The sequence below is a fragment of the Herbiconiux sp. genome (assembly GCF_004297105.1).
GTDB lineage: Bacteria > Actinomycetota > Actinomycetes > Actinomycetales > Microbacteriaceae > Herbiconiux.
In genome coordinates, this window is the sequence record NZ_SCVE01000007.1 from 186,888 (window position 1) to 212,077 (window position 25,190).

22 protein-coding genes and 1 pseudogene are annotated in these 25,190 nt (G+C 68.6%); 9 read left to right on the forward strand and 14 right to left on the reverse strand.

Annotated elements, in window-relative coordinates:
• Nucleotides 1-54: 54 nt before the first annotated feature.
• From EPO52_RS04130 to EPO52_RS04145, 4 genes are all read right to left on the reverse strand, one after another.
• Nucleotides 55-288 carry a DUF167 domain-containing protein gene (locus EPO52_RS04130; protein WP_290802362.1) on the reverse strand — a complete coding sequence of 78 codons (234 nt, stop codon included), beginning with the start codon at nt 286-288 and terminating at the stop codon, nt 55-57.
• Nucleotides 285-1,946 carry a SulP family inorganic anion transporter gene (locus tag EPO52_RS04135; RefSeq protein WP_290802365.1) on the reverse strand — a complete coding sequence of 554 codons (1,662 nt, stop codon included), beginning with the start codon at nt 1,944-1,946 and terminating at the stop codon, nt 285-287. Before EPO52_RS04135 ends, EPO52_RS04130 begins: the two co-directional genes overlap by 4 nt.
• Nucleotides 1,947-1,950: 4 nt before the next feature.
• Nucleotides 1,951-2,325, reverse strand: coding sequence for a metalloregulator ArsR/SmtB family transcription factor (locus EPO52_RS04140; protein ID WP_290802368.1), 375 nt, complete (start codon nt 2,323-2,325; stop codon nt 1,951-1,953).
• Between the two features lie 146 nt (nt 2,326-2,471).
• On the reverse strand, nt 2,472-5,612 hold the full coding sequence (locus EPO52_RS04145; RefSeq protein WP_290802371.1) for a carbohydrate binding domain-containing protein: 3,141 nt from the start codon (nt 5,610-5,612) through the stop codon (nt 2,472-2,474).
• Between the two features lie 619 nt (nt 5,613-6,231).
• Between EPO52_RS04145 and EPO52_RS04150 the strand changes: the two genes are divergently transcribed.
• Nucleotides 6,232-7,572, forward strand: coding sequence for an HNH endonuclease signature motif containing protein (locus EPO52_RS04150; protein WP_290802374.1), 1,341 nt, complete (start codon nt 6,232-6,234; stop codon nt 7,570-7,572).
• A gap of 94 nt (nt 7,573-7,666) precedes the next feature.
• On the opposite strand, the gene EPO52_RS04155 is transcribed toward EPO52_RS04150, so the two are convergent.
• The 3 genes from EPO52_RS04155 to EPO52_RS04165 form a co-directional block, all read right to left on the reverse strand.
• Complete coding sequence (locus EPO52_RS04155) at nt 7,667-8,200, reverse strand: hypothetical protein (RefSeq protein WP_290802378.1); 534 nt, start codon at nt 8,198-8,200, stop codon at nt 7,667-7,669.
• Nucleotides 8,201-8,669: 469 nt separating this feature from the next.
• On the reverse strand, nt 8,670-9,104 hold the full coding sequence (locus EPO52_RS04160) for an Hsp20/alpha crystallin family protein (protein WP_290802381.1): 435 nt from the start codon (nt 9,102-9,104) through the stop codon (nt 8,670-8,672).
• Between the two features lie 128 nt (nt 9,105-9,232).
• A complete protein-coding gene (locus EPO52_RS04165; protein WP_290802384.1) occupies nt 9,233-9,889 on the reverse strand; it encodes a TetR/AcrR family transcriptional regulator in 657 nt (218 codons plus the stop codon).
• Nucleotides 9,890-9,966: 77 nt separating this feature from the next.
• On the opposite strand from EPO52_RS04165, the gene EPO52_RS04170 reads away from it, so the two are divergent.
• Nucleotides 9,967-11,175 carry a beta-ketoacyl synthase N-terminal-like domain-containing protein gene (locus EPO52_RS04170; RefSeq protein ID WP_290802387.1) on the forward strand — a complete coding sequence of 403 codons (1,209 nt, stop codon included), beginning with the start codon at nt 9,967-9,969 and terminating at the stop codon, nt 11,173-11,175.
• Between the two features lie 57 nt (nt 11,176-11,232).
• On the opposite strand, the gene EPO52_RS04175 is transcribed toward EPO52_RS04170, so the two are convergent.
• Together EPO52_RS04175 and EPO52_RS04180 are read right to left on the reverse strand one after the other, a co-directional pair.
• Nucleotides 11,233-12,036 carry an SDR family oxidoreductase gene (locus EPO52_RS04175; RefSeq protein ID WP_290802390.1) on the reverse strand — a complete coding sequence of 268 codons (804 nt, stop codon included), beginning with the start codon at nt 12,034-12,036 and terminating at the stop codon, nt 11,233-11,235.
• A 171-nt stretch (nt 12,037-12,207) separates the two neighbouring features.
• Nucleotides 12,208-12,825 (reverse strand): TetR/AcrR family transcriptional regulator, encoded by a 618-nt coding sequence (locus EPO52_RS04180; RefSeq protein WP_290802393.1) that lies wholly within the window; start codon nt 12,823-12,825, stop codon nt 12,208-12,210.
• Between the two features lie 235 nt (nt 12,826-13,060).
• On the opposite strand from EPO52_RS04180, the gene EPO52_RS04185 reads away from it, so the two are divergent.
• From EPO52_RS04185 to EPO52_RS04195, 3 genes are all read left to right on the forward strand, one after another.
• Nucleotides 13,061-14,179 (forward strand): DUF5938 domain-containing protein, encoded by a 1,119-nt coding sequence (locus EPO52_RS04185; protein WP_290802395.1) that lies wholly within the window; start codon nt 13,061-13,063, stop codon nt 14,177-14,179.
• Between the two features lie 63 nt (nt 14,180-14,242).
• Nucleotides 14,243-15,700, forward strand: a complete 1,458-nt coding sequence (locus EPO52_RS04190; protein WP_290802398.1) for an AMP-binding protein — start codon at nt 14,243-14,245, stop codon at nt 15,698-15,700.
• Nucleotides 15,701-15,742: 42 nt separating this feature from the next.
• Nucleotides 15,743-16,141, forward strand: coding sequence for a hypothetical protein (locus tag EPO52_RS04195; protein ID WP_290802401.1), 399 nt, complete (start codon nt 15,743-15,745; stop codon nt 16,139-16,141).
• Between the two features lie 19 nt (nt 16,142-16,160).
• Here the strand turns inward: EPO52_RS04195 and EPO52_RS04200 are convergent, their stop codons facing one another.
• Both EPO52_RS04200 and dinB read right to left on the reverse strand, forming a co-directional pair.
• The gene (locus EPO52_RS04200) at nt 16,161-16,700 is read right to left on the reverse strand and encodes a putative immunity protein (protein WP_290802404.1); all 540 of its coding nucleotides are present in this window, start codon (nt 16,698-16,700) and stop codon (nt 16,161-16,163) included.
• Between the two features lie 34 nt (nt 16,701-16,734).
• On the reverse strand, nt 16,735-17,931 hold the full coding sequence (gene dinB, locus EPO52_RS04205; RefSeq protein ID WP_290802407.1) for a DNA polymerase IV: 1,197 nt from the start codon (nt 17,929-17,931) through the stop codon (nt 16,735-16,737).
• Nucleotides 17,932-18,028: 97 nt separating this feature from the next.
• Here dinB and EPO52_RS04210 point away from each other — a divergent pair, with 97 nt between their 5' ends.
• Entirely contained in the window at nt 18,029-19,153 is a 1,125-nt protein-coding gene (locus EPO52_RS04210; RefSeq protein WP_290802410.1) for an NAD(P)-binding domain-containing protein, read from the forward strand.
• Here EPO52_RS04210 and EPO52_RS04215 read toward each other — a convergent pair.
• Nucleotides 19,150-19,452 carry a DUF2277 domain-containing protein gene (locus EPO52_RS04215; RefSeq protein ID WP_290802413.1) on the reverse strand — a complete coding sequence of 101 codons (303 nt, stop codon included), beginning with the start codon at nt 19,450-19,452 and terminating at the stop codon, nt 19,150-19,152. The genes EPO52_RS04210 and EPO52_RS04215 overlap by 4 nt on opposite strands.
• A 164-nt stretch (nt 19,453-19,616) precedes the next feature.
• Between EPO52_RS04215 and EPO52_RS04220 the strand changes: the two genes are divergently transcribed.
• Complete coding sequence (locus tag EPO52_RS04220; RefSeq protein ID WP_290802416.1) at nt 19,617-20,450, forward strand: LuxR C-terminal-related transcriptional regulator; 834 nt, start codon at nt 19,617-19,619, stop codon at nt 20,448-20,450.
• 8 nt (nt 20,451-20,458) lie between these two features.
• Here EPO52_RS04220 and acs read toward each other — a convergent pair whose 3' ends face one another.
• Both acs and EPO52_RS04230 read right to left on the reverse strand, forming a co-directional pair.
• Nucleotides 20,459-22,435, reverse strand: a complete 1,977-nt coding sequence (acs, locus tag EPO52_RS04225; protein ID WP_290802419.1) for an acetate--CoA ligase — start codon at nt 22,433-22,435, stop codon at nt 20,459-20,461.
• A 133-nt stretch (nt 22,436-22,568) separates the two neighbouring features.
• Nucleotides 22,569-23,555 carry an NADP-dependent oxidoreductase gene (locus tag EPO52_RS04230; RefSeq protein WP_290802422.1) on the reverse strand — a complete coding sequence of 329 codons (987 nt, stop codon included), beginning with the start codon at nt 23,553-23,555 and terminating at the stop codon, nt 22,569-22,571.
• Between the two features lie 194 nt (nt 23,556-23,749).
• Between EPO52_RS04230 and EPO52_RS04235 the strand changes: the two genes are divergently transcribed.
• A complete protein-coding gene (locus tag EPO52_RS04235; RefSeq protein ID WP_290802424.1) occupies nt 23,750-24,784 on the forward strand; it encodes a DUF222 domain-containing protein in 1,035 nt (344 codons plus the stop codon).
• 24 nt (nt 24,785-24,808) lie between these two features.
• Nucleotides 24,809-25,078 (forward strand): annotated as a pseudogene (locus EPO52_RS17800) (HNH endonuclease signature motif containing protein); the annotation flags it as partial.
• Between the last annotated feature and the right edge of the window lie 112 nt (nt 25,079-25,190).

Sequence of the window (25,190 nt, forward strand, 5' to 3'; positions counted from 1 at the left end):
AAGTCGGCAAGACGTGGCTCGCTTTTATCGGAAGCTAGGGGTGATCGGCCGACATCACTCGTCGATGCGGATCCGTTTCAGGCGCGAGGTGTGACCCGAGACGACGGCGACGTCCGCCCGCCGAACGCCGAAGTGGTCGGCGAGGAGGCGCACCACGGCGTCGTTCGCGGCGCCCTCGACGGGGCGCTCGGGCACTCGCACGATGAGGTCGTACTGCTCCGGATGCTCCGACGCCGTCACCGAGGCGCCGCTCCGTGCGCCCGGCTTCACCCAGACGGTGACATTCATGGTCGACCGCCCGGCGTGGGCAGGGTGGACACGACGACGTGGGTGCGGGCGTGCGCCACGGCCGCGTCGAGGTCGTCGAAGAGGTGGTTCGGGTGGCGGAGGGCGGCGAGCACACCGACGCGGGTGGTGAGGGGCAGGTGCTCCGGGCGGATGCCCTTGACGAGAACCGTGATGCCGCGACGTTCGAGGGTGGTCACGAGCTCGGCGACGGTGTGGGCGCCGGTCGAGTCGAGGATCTGCAGCTGGGAGAGTCGCAGGATCACGACCTGCGTGCCATCGATCGAGCCGATCTGCCCGATCACCCGTTCTGCGGTGGCGAAGAAGAGGGCGCCGTCGAGCCGGAGCAGGGCGATCTGGTCGTCTCCCGCTCGGGCCGCACCGGGAAGCGGCTCGCGCTGCACCCCGCCGGATCGGGCCAGGGCTCGCAGCGCGAAGAACGCAGCCACGAGGATGCCGATGACCACCGCGTAGATCAGGTCGACGCTGACGGTGACGATCGCCGTCACCACGAACACGACGGCGTCGGAGCGACTCGACCGGAGCACTGTGGTGACGGTCGACCACGGCAGCATCCGGGTGGCGGTGACCATCAGCACACCCGCGAGGGTGGCGAGCGGGATCACGGCCACCACGGTGCTGGCGGCATAGACGATCAGGAGCAGCACGAGGCTGTGGGTGATCGCCGCCACCCGGGTGCGAGCGCCGGAACGGGCGTTGACCGCGGTGCGGGCGATCGCACCGGTGGCCGGCATGCCGCCGAAGAGACCGGATGCGATCGAAGCGAGGCCCTGCCCGACGAGTTCTCGGTCGGGGTCGTAGGCCCCGGCATCCGTCATCGACGACGCCACACGCGCCGACAGCAAGGACTCGATCCCGGCCAAAGCCGCCACCATCGCGGCGGGTACGACCAACGACGAGAGCGTGCCCGGGTCGATCGCCGGGACCTGCGGGGCGGGAAGCGTCGAGGGAAGGGCGCCGATCCGCGCCACGGGTGCCCCGAGCAGCACGGCACCCAGGGTCACGAGCACGACGGCGACGATCGATCCCGGCAGGCGAGGGTGCAGTCGCGGCGCCAGCGTCATGATCACGGCGACGGCGGCGACCATGCCCAGGGTCCACAGGGCCGTGACCGCGTCGACGTGGGCGAGCGATTCCACGGCGGCGATGGCGGCGTTGCTGCTCGCGCCCGCCGGGGCGCCGATCGCGGAGGGGACCTGCTGGAGGAAGATGATCGCCGCGATGCCCAGCGTGAAGCCCTCGATCACGGGCCAGGGGATCAGCGCGACCACCCGGCCGATCCGCGTCACGCCGACGGCGACGAGGATGAGGCCGGCCATCAGACACACCACGGGCAGCACGCCCATTCCGTGTGCGGCAATGATCGGCCCGAGCACCACGACCATCGCCCCGGTCGGCCCGGAGACCTGCAGGTTCGACCCACCGAACACTGCGGCGACGACGCCGGCGACGATCGCGGTGATCAGGCCGCTCTCCGCACCCGCTCCGGAGCTCACTCCGAACGCCAGGGCCAGCGGCAGCGCCACGATGCCGACGGTGAACCCGGCGATCAGGTCGCCGCGAAGGCTCCGCTTCAGCCCGCGGTAGTCGGAGCGGGAGGGGAGGAAGGCCCGCGCCCGGCGGGCGACGTCGGCGATCACGGCACTACGCCGACGGGGCCGCGAGGGCCGGGAGGTGCTGGGTGGACACCAATTGATCGTGGGTCGTCTCGAGGATCTGCGCGAGCAGGATCCGTGCCACCCGCAGCAGGTCGGCGACCTCCGGGTACGCCAGGCGATAGAAAACCTGGCTCGCCCGCCGCTCCGCGACGACGAGGTGGTTCTTTCGCAGCACGGAGAGGTGTTGCGACATGTGGGATGCTTCGAGCCCGGTCTCTGAGATCAGCTCCGACACCGAGACAGGCTCCCCGGGGAGGAGCAGTTCGAGCACACGGACGCGCAGCGGATGCGCCAACCCTTTGAACAGGTTGGCTTTCACCTCGTACAGGGGCCGGTCGGATCCGGACAGAAAGGGTTCCACGTCGCTCCGAATCGTCGAATGATGACTTCATCATACGGCCAAGTCGGACTCGGGTGCACCGACGCACACGGCCCGCTCCCTCGCTGCCGGAGCAGTGCGGGAGCGGGCCGGTGCGGCTCAGCCGTTCGACGGCGGCGGCTTCACCGTCAGCCGATGTCGACCTTCCGCGGGCGTACGCGCCGGTTGCGGCGCAGGAGCCACAGGCCGGTGCCGAGCGCCAGCGCGGCGAGCCAGGCGGCGATCACGCTCGCGGCTCCGTCGCTACCGGTTGACGCGAGCGATCCGCTGCCGGTTCCCGCGACGGTGCTCGTGCCGCCACCGCCACCGCTGCCGTTACCGGTCACCGTGCCGGTTCCCGTTCCCGTGCCTCCATCGGTTCCCCCGGAGCCGCCTCCCTGCGCGGCGACGACGGTGAGCGCCAACCTCGCGAGCTCCGTGTCACCGTCGCGCAGCACGATGTGATGCGCTCCCGGTGCGATGTCCGCCGGAATCACCACGGTGCTCTCCAGGCTCCCGTCGACGACGGTCGCCGTGCCGAGGGCGCGGTACTCGCTCTCGATGCCGATCTCGACCTCAGCTGCGTCGGCGCCGGTCGCGGTGACCGTGACGGAGTCGCCGGCTGCGACCTCGGTGCGCGAGAGCTGCGCGGAGAACTCCGTGCCCTCGCCGCCGTCCTCGCCCGTGAACGCCCAGTTGTCGACCTCGAACAGGTCGGCTTCCGCATCGGCACCCTCGGGGCCGGCGAACACGAAGAACACGTCGTGCTCGCCCGTCGCACCGGTCACGTCCGCCTGCACGGTCGTCCACTCTCCGACGGTTCCGTCGACGGGGATCTCCGCGACGACCGCACCATCGACGTCATCGAGGCGCACCTGGATGCTGCCCCCGGCGACCAGCGGCTTGACCTTCGCCGAGACCGTCTTCGCGCCGGCGCCGAAGTCGACACCCGAGATGGCCGAGAAGTCGCCGTCGTCGATGCTCGAGAGCACCATGTTGCCGCTGCCGTTGTGCTCCGGGAACTCCACGGATGCGACATCCGTGCTCGCGGTGCTGATGCCCAGCTGCCAGGCGAGCGTCTCGGCCTCGAAGGTGCGGTACGGGTCGAAGCTCTCGACCTGATCGACTCCTGCCCGAGTACCCGTGATCGGCTTGATGGTGCCGTCGTCGTTGAAGTCGAGCTTGTCGATGTGCACCGACCGGTAGCCCTGCGTCGCACCGGGAGTGCCGAGCGCTGCCGCCCAGGCCGCTCCACGGGTCTGCGCGTGGTAGGTGAAGTAGGTCTCTCCCTTGTAGGTGAACATGTCGGAGTGGTTGTTGCCGCCGTTGCCGGCGCCGAAGAAGTTCCCCTGGTTCTGGAACGCGACACCCGCGTACTTCGAGGCCGAGAGATCCATCGGGTCGTCGGTCATCATGTACGCGATGGCACCGGTCGACGGGTACTTGCCCGGCTCTTCACGAACCTGGAAGTTCGACGAGTAGGAGTAGTAGTAGGTGTCGCCGTGCTTGAACAGGCTCGAGGCCTCGAACATGCCGGGGCCGTCGATCTCGACGGGGTCGCCGTCGAGGGTCACCATGTCGTCCTTCAGCTTGACCACGCGGGTCGACTTCGGGTTCTGCGGCCCCTGCACGTTCGGTGCGGTGCCGATCTGCGAGTTGCCGCCGAAGTACAGGTAGCCCTGGCCGTCGTCGTCGATGAACACCTCGGGGTCGAAGAGCCACATCCCCGCGGGGAAGCCGCCGTTCGCGATGTAGTCGGTCGACACGGTGTCGGGGATGATCTTCTTGCCCAGCGGGTCCTCCCAGGGTCCGAGCGGCGATCCGCCCACCACCACGGCCGTGCCGGTGCCGCTGTCGCAGAAGTACAGGTAGACCTTGCCGTCCTTCTCGATCGCGGCGGGTGCCCACGAGTTGCGGCTCCACGGGGCCGCTCCACCCTCGCGGGCGATCGGGATGGTGCCGTGGTCGACCCAGTTCACCATGTCGCTGGTCGACATCACGTTCAGTCGGGTGATGCCGCCGTAGCCGTTCGACTGCGTCGGCAGGCCATTGGCGTCTTTCGAGTTCAGCTCGTACTGCTGCGTGTCATCGGTCGAGTAGATGTAGAGACGACCGTTGTACACGAGGTGGTGCGGATCGGCGCCGAACTTGTGGCCCACCAGCGGGTTGTGGTCGCCGACGGGCTTGGTCTGCACGGTCTCGAGGCTCGTGAACTCCGGCTCGGCCGGGGCATCCGCGATCTTCACCAACGACAGGTCGTCGACACGGAAGTCCTGCAGTGCGCTGGAACCCCACGGCGTCTCCACGAAGAACCAGGATGCGCCGACATGGCGCGCCTCGGCCGTGAACTCCTGCGAGAACGTGCCCCACTCGCCCTTGGCGAAGGTGTGGCCGGAATCGATGCAGCCATTGAAGTTCGTCGGGCAGAAGGTGAAGTTGAACTGCTGCGTGTCGTTGCCCTCGTCGTACTTGAGCGAGCCCGTCATGCGGTAGGTGGCACCCAGCTCGAGCTTGTCTGCGACGTCGGCGAAGGGGCCCGACTGGGTGTTCTCGCGACCGGACACCTGCAGGGAGTGCGCTCCGCTCGAGGCGTCGTCGGAGAGCGTCAGGGTGCCCCCGCGGGTGTTGGTCCACCCGGTGGTGTCGGAGACGAATCGGCCGTCGGGCAGCAGGTTGCCCGGAACCGCCGGCGGCTCGGTGGTCGCGGGCGCGCCGTCATCCGTGGTGAGGGCGACATCGTCGATGACGAAGCTCTGCACATCGGTGTTCCACGGGGTCTCGACGAACATGATGTCGTAGTTCGCGGCGAGCGGTGTGAACGTCTTCTCGATCGTGGACCACTCACCTGCGGTGGCCGTGGTCGACGCGACGACATCGCACTGGCTCCGCGTGGAGGTGCAGAGCACGACGTTGAAGGCCTGCGTCGCCCGCCCGGTGTCGAACTTCAGCGCGAGACTCAGGTCGTACGACTGGTCGGTCTTCAGGAGACCGGTGACGGTGGCAGTCGGACCGGACTGGAAGCTGGAGCGGTCACTGATGGCGAGGGCCTTCGTGCCGGTCTTGGAGTCGGTGCTCTGCGACAGCGTTCCGCCCAGCGGGGCCGTCCAGCCGGTGATACCGCTCTCGAAGGTTCCGTTGGTGATGATGCTCACGGGTGCCGCGGAGGCCGCACCTGCGGCGGCGGTCGCTGTCATCGCTGACGCGACGAGCGCGACGACGCCCAGGAGCGCTGCTCCGCGCGACGCCGGCCGACCTCTTCGGCGGCCGTCGTGATTCTGCTGAGGTTTCATTTCGTTCTCCTTTGTTCGTTCGATCCGCGCGGGGGCGCGCAGAATCGACTCGTCATTCGACCTGCGCGGGGGCACGCAGAATCGACCGCACTCCCGCTCGAAACGGGATGCAGCGTGACCGTCGCCGTCAGGCGAAGGTGTGGAAGGGTGGCCGGGCCCGCCGTCCTCGTCGGAGGATCACAGCAGGGTGACTATCGGTCATATTCCGAACGGCTGGCGTGAGCTCCAGGGGAGGGGCGTGCCGAAGCGAGCCCCTCATCACGCGTGCGCGTCTACCGGAGGTCGCCGGCCTTCCTCGCCGGGTCGATGACGGTCGGAGCGACCTCGTCGGCCTGGTGTACCGCGATTGAACAACGCATTCATTCTCCTCTTTGAGATGCCACTGGTCGGGGGCGGAAAGCGCTGAGCTCACCCAGTGGTGATCGTTATCACTGGGATGCTATCGAATAATGTGATCGATCACAATTGGTGTGGCGTGTCCCCTGGTACCCGGCGAACGCGGTCTCACGAACGGAGCGCGCGGCCCGACGTGCACAGCTCGGCCCGCCCGAAAAAGCGATCGGATCAGGACTATTGCTTGTGTGCGACGGCCTCGGCAGTGTATAATTGAGGTACGCTCATGAACTTTCCCACCGCTTCCGCACCTTCCCCCCTCTGCGCCGATGCGCGCGCGGTCGGGAGGCCGGAATCGGTCACGGAGACCCGCGATTCGTTGCTGCGGGGGATCGGCTTCGACGCCGACGAGGCGGCGGTGATCCAGCGGGAGCAGGCGGCACTCGAAGCCGCTGCAGTGGTGCGGCTCGCCGCTGCCGCGCGCAAGGCGAACTGGCTGGCGAATCTGCCCGGGTGGTCGCTCGAGCACGCACGCCGTTCGCTGGTCGCAGAGGTTGCCACCACTCTCCTGATCCCCGAGTCGACGGCGGCCCGGCGCATCGACGACGCCGAGATGCTCTGCGACTCTCTGCCGCTCACGCTCGCCGCCCTGACGCGGGGTGACATCGGTTATCGCCACGCTCAAGCGGTCGTGCGGCAGGCGGCGTCGCTGCCGGAGTCGGCGCGCGCGGAGTTCGAAGCCGTCGTCATGTCGAATGCCGCGGTGCAGACCAGCACCCAGCTCGGCGCGCACGCCCGAGCGGTGCGGGAGCGCATGCATCCCGAGTCGATCGACACCCGTCACCGTCAGGCTCGCGAAGAGCGGGCGGTCTGGGTCGAGAAGGAGCGCGACGGCATGGCCACTGTGGTGTGCCATCTGCCCGCCGCATCCGCTTTCGCGATCGACGACACCCTCGACCAGCTGGGGCGGGCCCTGCGGTCACCCGATGAGACGCGAACCCACGCCCAACTCCGCGCCGATGGCCTCGTCGAGCTGCTCCTCCACCGTGACGGTGAGACCGCCGGCCGGGCGTCCGGCATCACCGCGAACGTGGCCGTCACCGTGCCCGTCATGACTCTTCTCGGCCAGTCGGATGAGCCCGCCGAGCTCCAGGGCCACGGGCCCATCGATCTCGAGACCGCCCGCCGGCTCGCGGCCGGCGCGCCCTCGTTCATCCGCATCCTCACCGACCCGATCACGGGCGAACGGCTCTCGGTGGGTCGCGATCGCTACAAGGTGCCGGCCGATCTCCGGACGGTGGTGATCCTCGACGACGAGACCTGCCGCTTTCCCGGTTGCCGCCGTCGCGCCGACCGCTGCGACCTCGATCACACCCAAGACTGGGCGAAAGGCGGCGAAACCAGCCTCGCCAACCTCGCCGCCTTGTGTCGCCGACATCACACGCTGAAACATCAGGGCGGATGGCGGGTCAGATCCGGTGAAAGCCGGGCATTGCACTGGACGTCACCGGCCGGAGCCCTTCACACCACGAGGCCCACGGGTCACGCGCCGACTCGCCGTGCCTTCTCCACGCCGCCTGACCCATCGAGTCGCCGCGAACTCGGTGGCGACCCCGCACCCTTCTGAACCGCCGACTCCGTGCGGGTGTGATCGAGAATGCATGTCCGCACGGATGAGCGCTCAGGAAGTCGGATGCTCGCTCACGAGGTCGGATGCGCGCTCAAGGCGTGGAGGCGCGCACGAACGACAACGCGTAGATGGTGGGCGCCCCGTCGACACTGAGCTCCGAGACGAGACCGGGGGTGGCCGTGGCCGCGTCGAACGCGATGGTGCTGTTCTGGCAGACCACGGGTTCGGCCTCGGGCTCGGCGTCGATGGGGTGCACGGACACCGTCAGAGTTCCGTCGCCGCGGCAGGCGATCTGAACCTGGTAGGTTCCCGCGTCGATCGTGTGATCGGTGTTGGTCTGGTGTCGTGACGAATTCTGGCTGAGCCAACCTGAATAGGTTGACTGGTGGCCCTCGGTATCGGTACCGGGCACAGCGGCCTCGGCCCAGTCGCGGATGTCCTCCACCGGCATCGGCAGAAGCTTCTCGTCGGCTGCTGCAGCGGCGATCGCGGCTGCGGTCGGGTCGGGAGTGGGGGTGGCCGACGATGGACTGGGCGCGGGAGGTTCGGCGACCTCCGAACCGGCGACGCACCCGCTGAGTGTCACCAGCCCCGCGGCCATGGCGGTCGCTCCGGAAATTCTCACGCGTCGCATAGAGACCATGCGGGCACGCTATTCGACGAACGTTGAAGCAGCATCTGAGCGGTTCGGGACTCGGAGTGGTAGTGGCGCGGGGGTTTCGCGGAGCCCTCGGCCCCGGCCGAAAAAGGGATGTGGGGCCCCACGCGGGGCCCCACATCGGTCCGGTCACCTCAGGCGAGTCGGGGGTGATCTCTCCCGGTTGCGCCCATGGTGACGCCATCCCATTCGCCCCCGCAACCACACCGAGGGGGAGTGCTCACGGTGACCGCGTTCTGTCGACGGGGATGGCGGATTCGTGCAGCCGGTTTTCACTACAGGGGGTCTGTTCGCGCGAACGATCTCCCAGAACACGCGATCGACATCGTCTTGGCCCCACTCGAGGGCGAAGACCCGCTCTTCGACCGGCTCTCCCGCGCGGGGAGTGGCTGCGTACACGATCATCACCTCCACCACAGAAGAAGAGCGCGTCGGACTAGCTGGTGAGCGTCTTCTGCTCGTCGACCGGCGCGGTCTGTGACTGCACCTCGATCTTGCGCGGCTTGGCCTTCTCGCTCACCGGGATGATCACGCTGAGCACCCCGTTGTCGTACGACGCCGAGATGCCGGCCGTATCGACGCCTTCGCCGATGCTGAACTGCCGCAAGTAGCTCCCTGCCGGGCGCTCCTGGGCCAGCCACTTCGCGCCGTCAGCGGATGCCACGGTGCGCTGCGCGCGGATCGTGAGCAGTTGGCCGTCGACATCGACATCGACCGATCCCGGATCGACACCGGGGAGGTCGGCGTTCAGCACGTAGCGATCCTGGTCGCGGTAGAGATCCACCGGCATCACCCGAGGGGCCGAGCGCCCCTGGAGAAGGCCGGCGGCGAGCCGGTCCAGCTCGCTGAAAGGATCAAAAGACATCGCCATAATGAATCGTTCTCCTTCCGAATCGAAGACCTGAGCGCTCATCGCTCAAGTACTCACAATTTAGCACTCGGCCGAGGGGAGTGCTAAGTCTCCCTGGCTCAAAAAAACCTGAAAATCTGCTCGTTCGTCTACGCCGGGACAGTGGATGATTCGCGGGCGAGGTGGTCGCGAACGAGCTGCGCCCACGTGTTGAGCAGTGGTTCGTCGGCGGGGTCGCGGGGGCTGAACGCATAGGTCAGCGCCGCGCCCCGCATGCTGGAGATGAGCAGGTTTCGGAGGGCGACGAACGAATCAGAAGGGCCCGGGGAGTCGGGTGTGCCGGGGTGGTCGGGTGTGCCGGGTGCCGCATGATCCCTGCCGAACAAGCGGCTGAACGCCTCGTCGACGAACTGGCCCAGTCTTCTGGCTTGCGGATAGATCTCCCGGCGCAGGTCGGGGTCGGTGCGCGCCGCGACCCAGAGTTCGATCGACGACCAGAAGTAGCGCATCCGGAACGTCTGCCAGAGCACCTCGACGATGTGCTCCGGCTCCGGCGCCCGCGCCTCGGGGCCGATCGAGTGCGACAGGTCGTTCATGCCCTCGGTCACGAGATGGCTCATCGCGGCCAGGAGCAGGGCCTCCCGCGACGGGAACTGGTGAAGGAGGCTGCCCCGTGAGACACCCGCGCGGGACATCACGGCGACCGTCGTGGTGCGCGCGTACCCGACCTCGATCAGGCTGTCGATCGCGGCGTCGAGGAGCCGCTGCCGGGTGTCCCTCGATCGCGCCTGCTGGGGCTCTGCCATGGTCGCCTTCCCAAATTAGTCAGCTCTGACTATTATACAGAGACGCCATGAACTCCAGGCGCGAACGGGAGGTACGCATGTCTGAGCGGGTATTCGTCGTCGGTGTGGGCATGACCAAGTTCGAGAAGCCCGGTCGCCCCACCGAGCACGAGGCGCCGTGGGACTACCCGTCGATGGCGCACGAAGCCGGCACGGCAGCGCTCGCGGATGCGCGCATCCGCTTCGACGACGTGCAGCTGGCCGTCGCCAGCTACGTCTACGGTGACTCCACGTCGGGCACCCGCGCGGTCTACGAGCTCGGTGAGACGGGCATCCCGGTTCTCAACGTGAACAGCAACTGCTCCAGCGGGTCGAATGCGCTCTACCTCGCGCGGCAGCTGCTGCGGTCGGGCGAGACCGACGTCGCACTGGCGCTCGGCTTCGAGAAGATGCAGCGCGGCTCGCTGTCGGAGGGTTATGCCGATCGGGAGAGTCCGCTCCGCCGCATCCGCGAGTCGGTCGAAGCGCGGTACCCGTCGTCGGGGATGCCGATGACCCTCGAGATCTTCGGTGCCGCGGGGCTGGAGCACATGGAGCGCTACGGCACCACCGCGGAACAGTTCGGCAGAGTGGCGGAGAAGAACCATCGGCACTCCCGCGACAACGCCCGCTCCCAGTTCCGCGACGTCTACTCGCTCGACGAGATCATGGACTCGCCGGGCTACTACGGGCCACTGACGAAACTGATGTGCTCGCCCACGAGCGACGGGGCCGCGGCTGCGATCCTGATGACCGAACGCGGGGTGGAGCGCTACGGCCTCGCAGCGCAGGCCGTGGAGATCGTGGGGCAGGCGCTGGTGACCGATCAGCCCGACTCCTTCGACGGCTCATCCGCCATCGCCGCCTCGGGCGCGGGGTTGACGCAGCGGGCCGCGCGACAGGTCTACGACGCGACGGGATACGGGCCCGAGGATGTCGACGTGATCGAGCTGCACGACTGCTTCGCCACCAACGAGTTGATCAGCTACGAGGGTCTCGGGCTGTGCGGAGCCGGTCAGGGCGGAGCGCTGATCGACTCGGGGGATGCGACCTACGGCGGCCGATGGGTGATCAACCCCTCGGGCGGTCTCATCGCGAAAGGGCACCCGCTGGGGGCCACCGGCATTGCCCAGTGCGCGGAACTCACCTGGCAGCTCAGGGGCCTCGCGGGCGAGCGTCAGGTGGATGGTGCCGCCCGGGCGCTGCAGCACAACATCGGGTTGGGCGGATCCGCCGTGGTCAGCATGTACGCGGCCCCCGCCGCCTGACCGCCGGCTCGAGGCCGAGGGGGGGCGCCTCATCGCGAGGCGCCCCCGTGGCGGTGATCAGGAACCCATGCCGCCGTCGACGGCCAGGCCGGTACCCGTGATGAACGAGGCCGCGTCGGAGGAGAGGAAGACGACGGCGTTGGCCATGTCCTGCTGCTCGCCCAGGTGGCCGAGCGGCGTGAGGCCGACGACCCCGCCCACCGCGGTCTCGACGTCGGGGAACAGTCCGATCTCCACGACGTCGGTGGCGAGCTTGAGCCCCATCTCGTTGGCGATCAGCCCCGGGTAGATGCAGTTCACCCGCACCCCGTAGCCCAGCGCCCCGGACTCCGCCGCCGCGATCCGCGTGATGCGGTCGACGGCCGACTTCGACCCCGAGTAGCCCGAGAGCGCGGGAAACGCGATCAGGGCGGCCACCGAGGCGATGTTCACGACCGCGCCGCCCGCGCCGGCGATTCCACCGGGCTTCATGGCGTTGAAGGCGTTCTTGATGCCGAGCGAGGTTCCCACGACGTTGACGTCGAACATCGTGCGGAGTGCGTCGGGGTCGAGGTCGGCGAGCAGCGAAGTGACCTCGATGCCTGCATTGTTGACCAGGATGTCCAGTCCGCCGAGCTTCTCCACCACCTGGGGGATCGCCGCGTTCCAGCTGGCCTCGTCGGTCACGTCGAGGTGCACGAAGGCCGCCGTCGCGCCGGAATCGCGGAGCGAAGCCGCGGTCGCCTCGCCCACGTCGTCTTTGAGATCGCCGATGGCGACGGATGCGCCCGCGTCGGCGAGTGCTTTCGCAATGGCGGCCCCCAGGTTCTGAGCGCCGCCCGTGACCAAGGCCTTACGGCCGGTGAGATCAAACTGACTCATCCCGAACTCTCCTTTGAGTTGTCCGTCGGTCATCTCACGCTGTTTCGCGCGGACCCGACGATGGCTTCACCCTAACGCTCGAACTTGACAACTGTCCAAGGTTTTTCATCCACTAGTCCAGTTTTGGGCGCGCCGAAGCGCAGAGACTCCGTGCGGGTGAGTCGGGAGGGCTCAGGCGAGGGCGCTCTTCAGCAGCCCGCGCACCTCGATGCTCAGGTTCTCGACGGCCTGGGTGTCGCCGCGCAGGAAACGGATGAGCGTGTTCTGGAACACTCCGTCGAAGAGTGCGTATGCCAGCGGCGGAGTGAGTGCCGGCGCCACCCCCTCGAGCTCGGCGAAGCGGCTCACGACCGCCCAGACCATCTCCTGCAGGAGATCATCGATCGCCACGATCGTGTCGCGGAACCCCGTGTTGAACATCGCCTGGTTGCGCAGGTCGTACCAGAGGCGGTGCAGCGTGGCCTCATCCCGCAGCGTGCCGGTCATCGTGCTCGCGAAGCGGTCGGCGAACTCCTCGGGCGTGCGTGCCGTCGCGATGATGTCGTCGTACCGGCGCGCGCATTCCGACTTGTAGTTCCACACCGCGAGGGCGATGAGGTCGTCTTTGTCTTCGAAGTAGTAGTGCAGCGAACCGTGCGACAGCTCGGAATGCTGGGCGATGGCCCGGAGGCCGGTCTCGGCGTAACCCTGCTCGGCGATCGCCTTCAAGGCGGACTCCGCCAGCATCTGCCGACGCTGTGCGAACTTGTTCACGGTCGAACGGGCGACGCGCTCGGCGGTTGCGCTCATGGTCTGCCCCTCCACTGATCGTCGTCGAGCCTCACAGGTTGAACCCATAGTACGCACCCGGGCGCGGAAGTGGGCATCCGTCTGGCAATTCTCGGACAGGCGTCAAAAAAACACTTGTCACCTGTCCAAATTTCTGATCTGCTGTGACACACCCACCCTCGACGACGAGCTGGAATCTCCGCTGGAGCCGACGCCCGTCTGTCGACGGCTCGATGTCAATCAAAGGAGATAGATGATGAGCACAGACAAGCCCGTGGTCGTCTACGGCGTGAGCGGATACACCGGACGCCTCATCTGCGAGTACCTGCGCGAACTGGGCGTTCCCTTCGTGGCAGCCGGTCGCGACGCCGATCGTGTGCGAGCGGTCGTGGAGAAGATCCCCGGCATCGAGACGGCCGACTACGAGGTGGTCGGCGTGGAGAACGACGCGGACGCCCTGGCCGAGGCCTTCGACGGCGCGCGAGTGATCTGCAACACCGCGGGGCCGTTCATCAAGTTCGGGCCCGAGGTGGTTCAGGCGGCGCTGAAGATCGGAGCGCACTACACCGACACGACCGGTGAGCAGGACTGGGTGCTGCACGCCCGCGACACCTGGGGCGACGCCTTCGCCGACGCCGGACTCCTCCTGTCGCCGGGCATCGCGCACATGTACACCGTGAGTGAGATCGCGGCCAACATCGCCCTCGAGCCGGGCGGGTACGACACCCTCGACATCCTCGTGCTCTGGAAGGGCCTGCCCACCTACGCGTCGACGCAGACCATCTTCACCATCCTCAAGGCCAACTGGTACTACCTCGAGCAGAACAAGCTCATCGAGTGGGATCACCTGTCGGCGTTCGACGTGCCCGTACCCGGGTACCACGAGATGGGGATCGCCGTTCCGTGGGGTGGGATGTCGCATCCGATCTGGTTCCAGAACGACCCCCGCGTGGCCAATGTGCGCTCGATCGGCGGGGTGCTCAACCGCGCGGTGATGGAGGGCGTCGGGCAGACGGTGCAGATGTTCGAGGAGCAGCTCCGCCCGCTCGATGCCGCGGCGCAGGAGAAGGCGCTGGGCGACATCGCGGCTTCGCTCCAGGCCGATATGCCGCCGCGTGAGAATCCGCGACTGAACCGATCGGTCGACTCGGTGCACGCCTCCGGCCCGCTCGGACGCTCGCACGTCGTCATCCACGGCAACAGCAACTACAAGCAGACCGGGCTCCTGCAGGCGTTCGCCGCGTTCTCGCTGATCCAGCAGGCGCCCCGGCGCGTGGGATTCGCCTCGGCCTGCCAGGCATTCGGCCACACCGAGCTGCTCGGTCAGCTGCGCGGCTTCGGACTCGTGGCCGAGCCGGTGGTCACCCGCAACTGACCCAGGGCGGGGCCGGCGACGAGACCGGCCCCGTCTCCGTCCGACGACCATCGAGGAGTCACCGTGACACTGACCGACCTTCCCGAGGCGCGCGCGAGCGAGGCGCCCGACGAGCTCTGCATCACCGACGACAGCGGCACCTACACGAACTCCGCCTTCGCGCGGCGGGTGCGGCAGGCGGCGGCCGCGCTGGCGGCATCCGGCATCCGTCGAGGAGATGTGGTCGCGGTGAAACTCCCGAATCGCATCGAGCTGATCATCGCCGTGTTCGCCGCGTGGCGGCTCGGAGCCGTCGTGACGCCGATCAACCCGGCGCTCGGGGAGGCGGAGACGACCTTCCAGATCACCGACTCGGGCGCCGCGATCGTCATCATGGATCCGGATGCGGAGCCCGACGCGCACTGGGCGACGCAGGTCGTTCCCGTGGGGAGCCTCGCCGGCGAGCGTGAGCCCGCGGTCGTGCCCGTCTCGCCGGAGGACATCGCCTTGCTGATCTACACCAGCGGCACGACCGGCAGCCCGAAGGGGGTGATGCTCACCCACGCGAATCTGGATGCGATGACCTCGTCGTTCATCGAGTGGTTCGCGCTCGGGCCGCACGACCACAGTCTTCTCGTGCTCCCGCTGTTCCACGCCAACGGCATCGTGCTCGGCACCCTGAGCCCGCTTCGCGCCGGGGGGAGAGTGACGATCGTGGGGCGATTCTCTCGGGACAGGTTCTTCTCCGACGTGGAGAAGCACCGGCCCACGTTCTTCTCGGCCGTGCCCGCCATCTACGCGATGCTGAGCGCGCTCCCCGACGAGGTGCAGCCGGACACGTCATCGCTGCGCTTCGCGGTCTGCGGCGCAGCGCCCATGCCGGCCGACCTCATCCGCCGCTGCGAGGAGCGGTTCGGCTTCACGATCGTGGAGGGCTACGGGCTCAGCGAGACCACCACGGCGTCGACGATCAATCCGCTCGACGGTGTGCGCAAGCCCGGATTCGTGGGGCTTCCCCTTCCGGGCCAGCGGGTGCAGATCGTGGGTCTCGACGGCCGGCCGGTTCGGGCCGGCGAGAGAGGTGAGGTCGTGATCGCGGGCCCCGTGGTGATGGCCGGGTACCTCAACCGCCCGGATGCCACCGCGGAGGCGATCGTCGACGGGTGGCTCCACACCGGCGACATCGGCCGTTTCGACGACGACGGCTACCTGCAGATCGTCGATCGGGTGAAGGACATGATCATCCGCGGCGGGGAGAACGTCTATCCCAAGGAGATCGAGAACGCCATCTACTTGAACGAGGACGTGTTGGAGACCGCCGTGGTCGGCCGGCACGATGACGTGATGGGCGAGGTGCCGGTCGCCTACGTGACCCTCCGCGCACCGGGCGCCGTGACACCGGACCAGCTCATGGACCTCTGTGCCACGCACCTCGCCGGCTTCAAGCGCCCGGTCGCCGTGCACGTCGTCGAGGAGATTCCGAAGAACGCCGTGGGAAAGATCGACAAGCGCCGGCTCCGCACCCTCGCGGACTCCACGTGAGCGCCGCGAGCGCGCCGGGCGTAATCGGGGCATGGTGGTGGGGTGAAGCAGATTACTTACGCGGGTGAGTCCGTCATTACCTCGGATGAAATCGGAACCGTGCTGGTGGAACTGACCGCCGCGCTGGCCAAGAAGGGCCTGGCGGAGGCCGTGGTCATCCCGATCTGCGACGCATCCGGGCTCGATCACCGCACCGCCGAGCTGGTGATCGGCCAGGGCAACGATGTTCTCGCGGTGCCGGTCGACAGTGACGTCGACGAGCCCGATTTCGCGGCCGAGACCGAAGAGCTCCGCACTCAGCTCCGAAAGCTGAACACGAGCAACCGCACGTCTGCCACGGCGTACGCCACGTCATCCGACGAAGGAGCCGGGGCCGAGTTCGACTACGACCTCGACCTCGCCGTCTTCGACGACTTCGACGGGGACGCCGACCCGAAGTAGCGCGCCGGCACGTCGGTCGTCAGCGTCGGATCAGCAGGGCGCTCTGGATCGTGCGGATGGTGGCGCCGAGGGTTCCTGACGCCAGGAGGCCCGCACCGAGTGGGCCCGAGTTGTCGGCGCCGAGGAGCGGGAGGTGGCGCAGGGCATCTCTCGCGGGATCGCTCAGCTGGTCCAGCTGCCAGGAGATCTGCGCGTCACCGGCATCCGGAGTCGCGTTCGCGGCGATCATCACGGCCTTCGTGGCATAGGCGGCCGCGCCCAGGGCGTGTGCCCCCATGTGCGCGACCCCGGATGCCTGCGCCGCCGACCAGGCGGCCGCCTTGGCCGCGGGCGATGTGACCGCATGAGCGGCACGCCCGGCGACGAAGCGCCGGCGGATCTCGCCCGCGGCCTCCAGCTCGCCCTGCGCGAACGCCCGTGCTCGCGCGATCGCATCCCGAGGCCGGCCATCCGCCGGAGCCTCGTCTTCGAACAGGTGCAGCACCCGTTCTGCGCAGTCGGCCGCCCAGGCGGCGACCAGCCGGCGCTCATCCAGGCTCAGCGACTGCGACGAGGGCATGGGAGCACCTTCTCATATTCCGGCCGGCATCGCGTCACTCGTGCTCCGGGAGCAGCGGGGTCGACCAGCCCGGGTCGCGGTCGAGGTGGGCGGCGCGGGCGACCGAGGTCGCGCCGAAGCGGTCACGCACCGCATCGAGCACGGAGTCGAGTGCGGCCTGATCGTTCCAGTCGATGGGGAGCTCGGGCGTGAGGGTGTCGGCGCGTGCCAGGTGCGACAGGGAGACGCCGATGAGGGTGATGCCGCGGGCGGCGATCTCGTCGTGCGTCGTGGCGAGCAGCTCCCGGGCGACACCGAGCAGCACCGTCGTGCGGTCGGAGCCCGACCGCACGGTACGCGATCGGGTGGCCTTCGTGAAGTCGCCGAAGCGGAGGCGCAGCACCACCGTGCGGCACACGCGGTCGCCGTCGCGGAGGCGCCGGGCCAGGCGATCGACGATCTGGGTGAGGATGAGGTCGAGCTCGCCCGGTGAGCGCGGCCTGCTGCCGAGTGCACGCTGCGAGCCGATGGAGGCGCGACGACGGGTGGTGTCGACGGGTCGCGGGTCGCGGAGCCGGGCCAGAGCATGGAGGTGCGCGCCCGTCGCACGGCCGAGCAGGCGCTCCGCCGTGGCGGATTCGAGCTCGGCCAGCTGACCGACGGTACGGATGCCTAGACCGTGCAGCTTCGTCGCAGTGGCATCGCCGACTCCCCACAGCCGTTCCACCGGGAGGGGTAGCAGGAAGTCGTGTTCCCGGTCGGGCTCGACGATGAGCAGTCCGTTCGGCTTGCTCACCGCGCTGGCCACTTTGGCGAGGAACTTCGTGCGGGCGACCCCCACCGAGATGGCCAGGCCGACCTCCGCGAGCACCCGCTCGCGCAACCGGACCGCCACCTGCTCGGGAGTGCCGGCGATGCGCCGGAGTCCGCCCACCTCCAGGAACGCCTCATCGATCGACAGGCCCTCCACGAGCGGTGTCGTGTCGCGGAAGATCGCGAAGACGTCCCGGCTGGCCGCCGCGTACGCGTCCATCCGCGGAGGCACGATCACCGCATCCGGACACAGGTCGAGGGCCTGCCGCCCGCCCATCGCGGTGCGCACTCCGCGGGCCTTCGCCTCGTAGCTCGCCGCCAGAACCACTCCGCCGCCGACGATGACGGGCCGGCCACGAAGCGCGGGGGCGTCGCGCTGCTCGACCGAGGCATAGAACGCGTCGAGGTCGGCGTGCAGCACGGTCGCTTCTCCGCGCATCCGGTCTCCCTCCGATCGGTCCTCGGGCGATCGTCGCACGCACCGGCGACACCGATGGGTGCGGAACATCCGCGGGTGCACGAGCGTTGCACCGCACATGACGGGGTTCGAGCGCAGCGCCACGGTCGTCGTGATCGGCGCCGGTCAGGCGGGCCTCTCGGCGGCGTATCACCTGCAGCGGCGGGGATTCCTGAGCGCTCTCGAGCAGACCCCGGCCGGGGCCGGCGACCTGCCCACCTTCGTCGTGCTCGACGCCGATGTCGCGGCCGGGGGCGCGTGGCAGCATCGCTGGGAGTCGCTGCGGATGGCGACCGTGAACGGGATCTTCGACCTGCCCGGGGCGCCACAGCCGGCGCCCGATCCGGATGAGCCGAGCAGGGCCGCCGTGCCGCGCTACTTCGCCGCCTACGAGCGAGAGCACGGCTTCCCGATCCTTCGGCCGGTGCGGGTCACCTCGGTGAGCCCCGACGGCGACCAACCCGATGCGCCGCTGCAGGTGGAGACGGATGCCGGATGCTGGCGCGCCCGGTTCGTGGTCAACGCGACCGGCACGTGGACGAACCCCGTGCATCCGGTCTACCCCGGGCAGGAGTCGTTCCTGGGTCGGCAGCTGCACACGAAGGACTACGTCGACCTCGAGGAGTTCCGCGGCCACCGGGTCGCCGTGGTCGGCGGCGGCATCTCGGCGGTGCAGCAGCTCGAGGAGATCTCGCGGGTGGCCACCACCGTCTGGTACACGCGGCGCGAGCCCGTGTTCATCGAGGGCGGATTCCAGCGCGAGACCACCGGGCGGGACACGATCGCGCAGGTGACCGCCGAGGTCGAGGCCGGCAGGCCGAGCCGCAGCATCGTGTCGTACACGGGGCTCAGCTGGACTCCGTATGCGGTCGCGGCCCGTTCCCGGGGCGCGTTGCAGCGCCGCCCGATGTTCACCGCGATCGAGCCCTACGGGGTGCGCGAGGCCGACGGTTCGTTCACCTCGGTCGACACCATCCTGTGGGCGACCGGGTTCCGGCCGGCGCTCGAGCACCTCGATCCGCTGCACCTGCGCAATGACCTCGGAGGGATCGCGCTGCGGGGTACGGAAGTGCTGGCCGATCCGCGCATCCACCTCATCGGGTTCGGGCCGTCGCAGTCGACCGTGGGAGCGAATCGTGCGGGCCGGGATGCGGTGACCGCGATCGCGCGGCGGCTCCGGGAGGAGTCGGCCCTGAGCGCCTAGGCAGTCGCCGCAGCGGTGCGGATCCGCACCTCGCGCTCCATCCGCTTCTCGTGCCGCTCCCGGCCCTTGACGGCCTCCATCTCGCGGCTCTTCGGCGGCGCGGTGGTCACGAGCTCGTCGAGCATGATCCGCGTCGCGGCGGCGATCTCGTCGATCGCACGGTCGAAGGCGGCGGTGTTCGCCCGTGACGGATGAGTCGAACCGCTCACCTTGCGCACGAACTGCAGTGCCGCCTCGCGCACTTCGTCGTCGGTCGTGGGGGGTTCGAAATTGTGGAGCACACGGATGTTCCTGCACATGCGGGCGAGGATACTCCGGGGGCCGCAGGGTGTCCACGGCGCGCAACCCACGGCGCGCAACCCGCGGATCGGCGCGCGTGAGGACGGTGTGCGGTGCGATACTCGTTACACCCTGCACCGAGCCGTCTCCGGAACGGCGCGGCACTGAGTTCGAAGGCGAAATCATGAATCCCACGACACTGCGTCCCGACGACGGAGAACTGGTGCGCCAGGCCACCCGCACGCTACGGGTCGCGACCGGGGCGGATGTCGTCTTCGCGGGTCTGCGGGGGGAGCGGGGCATCCGCATCTCCTCGTATTCGGGAGCCTGGTCGGATCGGCTCGGCAGCATCGAGGTGCAGCCCGCCCGGGGCCTGGGCGGGGTGTCGTGGGAGACCCGGCGCGCGATCCTCGTCGACGACTACCGCGGAGCGCGCACGATCACGCATCACTTCGATCCGCAGATCCTCGGCGAGGGCATCCAGAGCCTGGCGGTGGCGCCCATCGTGGTCGGCCGGCATGTGCGAGGCCTCCTCTACGCGGGCAACCGCGAGACGGCGGCGAGCGAGATCCGGCCCGGCGAACTCGTGCGGGCCGCCTCCCTCGTGGCGGAGGAGCTGCGCATCCGGGACCTCGTCGACGAGCGCCTCGAGATCAAGGTGCGTCAGACGGCCGCGGGGGTGCCCGACCAGCTCCGGTCGCAACTCCGGCAGGTGGCGGCCGAGACCCAGGATCCGGAGACCGCGCGACGGCTCGTCGAACTCCTGGGCGGGATGCCCGGAGCGGAGCCGGCCATCTCCTCGCCCGACGGCGGTCTGACCCGGCGTCAGCAGGACGTTCTCGGCCTCGTGGCCTACGGCCTCACGAATGCCCAGATCGCGACGCGACTCGGCATCTCCGAGGTCACGGTGAAGAGCTACCTCCGCACCATCATGTCGCGCTTCTCCGTGCGAACCCGCAGCCGAGCGGTCATCGAAGCCCGTCGGCTCGGCCTGCTCCCTGCGTGGCCGAACGACTGACCTGCGGGTCAGCGCATGGTGTCGGTGATGGCGGTCATGACGCTCGTGTCGGCGAGCGTGGTCGTGTCGCCGATCTCACGGCCCTCGGCGAGGTCTTTGAGAAGGCGGCGCATGATCTTGCCGGAGCGGGTCTTGGGCAGCTCGTTCACGATGAACACCTGACGGGGCCGGGCGATGGCACCGATCTGCTGGGCGACGTGCGCACGCAGCACCGCCGCGGCGTCGTCTTTCGCCGCGTCATCCGCATGGCTGGCCTTCGTGATGACGAACGCCACGACGGCCTGACCCGTGGTCTCGTCACTGGCTCCGACGACGGCGGCTTCGGCGACCATCGGATGCGACACCAGGCTGGATTCGATCTCCGCCGTGGAGAGGCGGTGGCCTGAGACGTTCATGACGTCGTCGACGCGGCCGAGGAGCCAGATGTCGCCGTCCTTGTCGCGGCGCGCTCCGTCGCCGGCGAAATAGGTGGTGGGACCGAATTTCGACCAGTACGTGTCGACATACCGCTCGGGGTCGCCCCAGATGCCACGGAGCATGCTCGGCCAGGGCTGGGTGACGACGAGGAGACCGCCCTGGTCGGGTCCGGTCGAGTGCAGTCGTTCGTCGACCACGTCGATGGCGATACCGGGGATGGGGATCTGCGCGGACCCGGGTTTGAGGGTCGTGATGCCGGGCAGGGCGGAGATCATCATCGCGCCGGTCTCGGTCTGCCACCAGGTGTCGACGATGGGGGTCTTGCCGGCGCCGATGACGTCGCGGTACCAGACCCAGGCCTCGGGGTTGATGGGCTCGCCAACGCTGCCGAGCAGTCGCAGGCTCGACAGGTCGAACTGCTGCGGGATCTGCCGGCCGAGCTTCATGAAGGTGCGGATGGCGGTGGGCGCCGCGTAGAGGATGCTCACCTTGTACTTCTGGATGATCTCCCACCACCGCCCGGGGTGCGGGGTGTCGGGGGTTCCCTCGTAGATCACCTCGGTGGCGCCGTTGGCGAGGGGGCCGTAGACCACGTAGGAGTGACCGGTGATCCAGCCGACGTCGGCGGTGGACCAGTAGACATCCGTCTCGGGCTTGAGGTCGAAGACGTTCTTATGGGTGAAGGCGACCTGGGTGAGGTAGCCGCCGCTCGTGTGCAGGATGCCCTTGGGCTTCCCCGTGGTGCCGGAGGTGTAGAGGATGAACAGGGGGTTCTCGGCCGGGAACGGCTTCGCCACATGCTCGGAATCGACCTGCGCGATCTCGTCGTGCCACCAGAGATCGCGGCCCTCCTGCCAGCCGGCGACGGATGTCTCGTCGCCGGTGCGCTTGACGACCAGCACCTTCTTCACGGTGGTGGCCTGACCGGCCTCGTCGGGCGCGAGCGCCTTGTCGACCGTGGGCTTGAGCGGGAACGCGCGGCCCTTGCGGTATCCGCCGTCGGCCGTGATCACGAGGCTGGCCTCGGCGTCGTTCACCCGGTCACGGATGCTCTCCGCGCTGAACCCTCCGAAGATCACGGTGTGGATCGCGCCCAGCCGGGCGACGGCGAGCATCGCGATCACGGCCTCGGGGATGAGGGGCAGGTAGATCGCGACGCGATCGCCCTGGCGGATGCCGAGAGCGGTGAGCAGGTTCGCCGCCTTCTTCACCTCCGCCGTGAGCTCGGCGTAGGTGAAGGTCTTCGAGTCGCCGGGCTCGCCCTCCCAGTGGAACGCGACCCGATCGCCGTTGCCGGCCAGGACGTGGCGGTCAAGGCAGTTGTAGGCGACGTTCAGTTCGCCGTCGTCGAACCAGGTGGCGAACGGCGGGTTCGACCAGTCGAGGGTCTGCGTGAAGGGTGTGTGCCAGTGCAGGTCGCGCGCCTTCTCGGCCCAGAAGGCCTGGGGGTCTGCATCGGCCGTCGTGTAGAGGTCGGCCTTCGCGACGGCCTGGGCGCGGAACTCGTCGCTCGGCGGGAACCGCCGGCTCTCGTGCAGCAGGTTGTCGATCTCGTTCGATTCGCTCACATTGACCTCCTTGTCGATGTGCGCCGACGGCGTGAGCCGTGTGCGCTTCTCGATATCCTCGCGGTACCTCCTCCGTCGCGCTAGGTTCCGAAGGAGGTACGGCGAGGTCACTCGCCCGGGTGCGTCCGTGGAGTCAGTTGCGGGCGTCGGCCACGTCGCGGGCCTTGAGATAGCGGAACGTGGAGACGGGGTGCGTGGCGAGCACGACTTTGCCTCGGGAGTGCAGCTTGTCGAGGTCGGCGTAGGCGAGCGCGACGTCGCCGAGCGGGTAGAACCCGGAGATCAGCAGGCTGAACGCCTGCTTGTCGGCGAGGTCGACGAGGGCCGCGAGTTGCCGGGTCGCGTGCTGCACCGTCTCCGGGTCGCTCCTGAGGAGCTTCAGCTCGAGTTCGCGCCGGTCGTCGCTCGACCGGTACCGCGAGGCTGGCACCCCGAGTTCGCGGGCGAGTTCGTGGCCGTCCTGGCCGAAGTTGTCGATGAAGGCGGTCACGCCACGGGGGGCGGCGGCCTGGATCCGCTCGGTCATACCGGGCCCGTACTGGATGGGGGTGATGCCGAGCTGGCGGAGGTAGTCGAAGTTGCGCTCGCCGCAGGTGCCGATCACCTTCGCACCCCGATAGCGCGCCAGCTGTGCCTCGATGCTCCCCACCGCGCCGGCTGCGGCGGAGATGACGATGGTGTCACCCTCGGCGATGTGGAGGGCATCCAAGGTGTCGAGGGCGGTGACGCCGGCGAGGTAGAGGCCGCCCGCGGTCTCCCAGGTGACGTGCTTGGGCTTCTTCACGAGGGCGTCGGCGGAGACGGTGAGGTAGGTCGCGTGGGCACCAGAGCGCACATGGCCCACCACCTCGGTGCCGCGGGGGAAGCGCGGGTCGGCCGAATCGACCACGACTCCGGCGAAGTCGGACCCGGAGGCACGGGGGAAGGGCTCTGCCGCCCAATCGGGTTCCTGACCGGTGCGGATGAACCCGTCGATGTGGCTGATTCCCGCCACGATCACCTCGACGGTGACTTCGCCGGGTTCCGGCGCGCGAAGCGGACGCGTTCTCGCCTGCAGGACATCGGCACCGCCGACCTGGTCGTATTCGATGACGCTGGTTTCACTCGGCTTCTTTGCCATGACAACCTCACTCTTCGAGTCAGGTTTCAGGCTATTCAGCCTTGGGTGTCGCGTCTACGGCGATCGGCGGAATCGCCTCACGAGGTACGATTCCGCCCTCCACCGCGCACCCGCGAGCCTATCCGAAAAGAACGGTCTGATCAGCAGTTTGTCTTGTTCTCGGGCGCACCGGTCGATATACTTGAGAGACGCTCATGAAACAGTCACCTCATCCCTCATTCGCCCGACCGAACGGTGGCGTGCCGTCGATGCGGGAGGAGCGCGAAGCGCTGCTTCGGGGGATCGGGTTCGATGCCGATTCGGTCGCGGTGATCCGGCGGGAGCAGGCCGTGCTTGATGCGCGATCGGTTGCGTCGCTCGCTGCGGCCGCTCGCAAGGCGAACCGGTTGGCGGCTCTGGCCGGCGGCTCGCTCGAGCACTCCCGGCGTTCGCTCGTCGCCGAGGTCGCCACCACCCTGCTGCTCCCGGAGTCGACAGCGGCGCAACGCATCGACGAAGCCGAGATCCTCACCGGGTCGCTGCCCGCCACCCTCGCTGCGCTCACCCAGGGTGACATCAGCTACCGGCACGCCCAAGCCGTTGTGCGGCAGGCGAAGTCGCTTCCGGAGCAGGCGCGTGCCGAGTTCGAGGTGGCTGCGCTGGCCAAGGCGACCTCGCAGACCAGCACCCAGCTCGCCACGCATGCCCGCGCGGTGCGTGAGCGGATGCATCCCGAGTCGATCGACACCCGCCACCCCGAGGCTCGCGATGAGCGGGCCGTCTGGGTCGAGAAGGAGCACGACGGGATGGCCACGGTGGTCTGCCACCTGCCCGCCGTGTCGGCGTTGGCGATCGACGACACGCTCGACCAGCTCGCGCGCTCCCTCGGCACCGCCGAGGAGGCCCGAACCCACGCTCAGCTGCGCGCCGACGGGCTCGTCGCGATGCTGCTTCACCGCGACGGTGACACCGCGGCCCGTGCCCGCGGCATCACCGCGAACGTCGCCGTCACGGTTCCGGTCATGACGCTGCTCGGACACTCTGATGACCCGGGCGAACTCCGCGGCTACGGGCCGATCGACCTCGAGACCACCCGTCGTCTCGCCGCGGGCGCACCCTCGTTCCTCCGCATCCTCACCGACCCGATCACGGGGGAGCGGCTCTCCGTCGGTCGTCGGCGCTACACGGTGCCCGCCGACCTGCGCATAGCGGTCGTTCTCGATGACGAGACGTGTCGCTTCCCGTGCTGAGTTCGCCCTGCCGACCGGTGCGATCTCGATCACACCCACGACTGGGCGAAGGGTGGCGAGACCGCTCTCGCGAACCTCGCGGCACTCTGCCGACGACATCACACCCTGAAACACCAGGAAGGATGGCGCGTCAGTCCCGGCCGAGGCCGCGCACTGCACTGGACCTCACCGTCGGGGGCCGTGCACACCACCAGGCCACCCGACCACGCGCCGAATCGGTCGCAGCTCACACCGCACCTCTCTGACCTGTCCCGACCGGGCGAGAACCCCGGTGCTGACATCGCGCCCTTCTGAGAAGACTGCTTCTGCGCCGCGCGTGTTCCCGCTGTGCAGTTCCCTGACGTCGCGGTCGATCGCGGTCGCTCAGGTGCTGTCGGTTGTCGCGGTGACGGGCATGGTCAGCCAG

Excerpts from the sequence above, each read along its gene's own strand:
- EPO52_RS04220 (WP_290802416.1), top strand. The coding sequence starts at position 19,617 with ATGAATCCCACGACACTGCGTCCCGACGACGGAGAACTGGTGCGCCAG.
- EPO52_RS04180 (WP_290802393.1), bottom strand. The coding sequence starts at position 12,825 with ATGAGCGCAACCGCCGAGCGCGTCGCCCGTTCGACCGTGAACAAGTTC.
- EPO52_RS04230 (WP_290802422.1), bottom strand. The coding sequence starts at position 23,555 with ATGGCAAAGAAGCCGAGTGAAACCAGCGTCATCGAATACGACCAGGTC.
- EPO52_RS04200 (WP_290802404.1), bottom strand. The coding sequence starts at position 16,700 with ATGCCCTCGTCGCAGTCGCTGAGCCTGGATGAGCGCCGGCTGGTCGCC.
- EPO52_RS04215 (WP_290802413.1), bottom strand. The coding sequence starts at position 19,452 with ATGTGCAGGAACATCCGTGTGCTCCACAATTTCGAACCCCCCACGACC.
- EPO52_RS04210 (WP_290802410.1), top strand. The coding sequence starts at position 18,029 with ATGACGGGGTTCGAGCGCAGCGCCACGGTCGTCGTGATCGGCGCCGGT.
- EPO52_RS04160 (WP_290802381.1), bottom strand. The coding sequence starts at position 9,104 with ATGGCGATGTCTTTTGATCCTTTCAGCGAGCTGGACCGGCTCGCCGCC.
- EPO52_RS04165 (WP_290802384.1), bottom strand. The coding sequence starts at position 9,889 with ATGGCAGAGCCCCAGCAGGCGCGATCGAGGGACACCCGGCAGCGGCTC.
- EPO52_RS04145 (WP_290802371.1), bottom strand. The coding sequence starts at position 5,612 with ATGAAACCTCAGCAGAATCACGACGGCCGCCGAAGAGGTCGGCCGGCG.
- EPO52_RS04175 (WP_290802390.1), bottom strand. The coding sequence starts at position 12,036 with ATGAGTCAGTTTGATCTCACCGGCCGTAAGGCCTTGGTCACGGGCGGC.
- EPO52_RS04150 (WP_290802374.1), top strand. The coding sequence starts at position 6,232 with ATGAACTTTCCCACCGCTTCCGCACCTTCCCCCCTCTGCGCCGATGCG.
- EPO52_RS04130 (WP_290802362.1), bottom strand. The coding sequence starts at position 288 with ATGAATGTCACCGTCTGGGTGAAGCCGGGCGCACGGAGCGGCGCCTCG.
- dinB (WP_290802407.1), bottom strand. The coding sequence starts at position 17,931 with ATGCGCGGAGAAGCGACCGTGCTGCACGCCGACCTCGACGCGTTCTAT.
- EPO52_RS04235 (WP_290802424.1), top strand. The coding sequence starts at position 23,750 with ATGAAACAGTCACCTCATCCCTCATTCGCCCGACCGAACGGTGGCGTG.
- EPO52_RS04185 (WP_290802395.1), top strand. The coding sequence starts at position 13,061 with ATGAGCACAGACAAGCCCGTGGTCGTCTACGGCGTGAGCGGATACACC.
- EPO52_RS04170 (WP_290802387.1), top strand. The coding sequence starts at position 9,967 with ATGTCTGAGCGGGTATTCGTCGTCGGTGTGGGCATGACCAAGTTCGAG.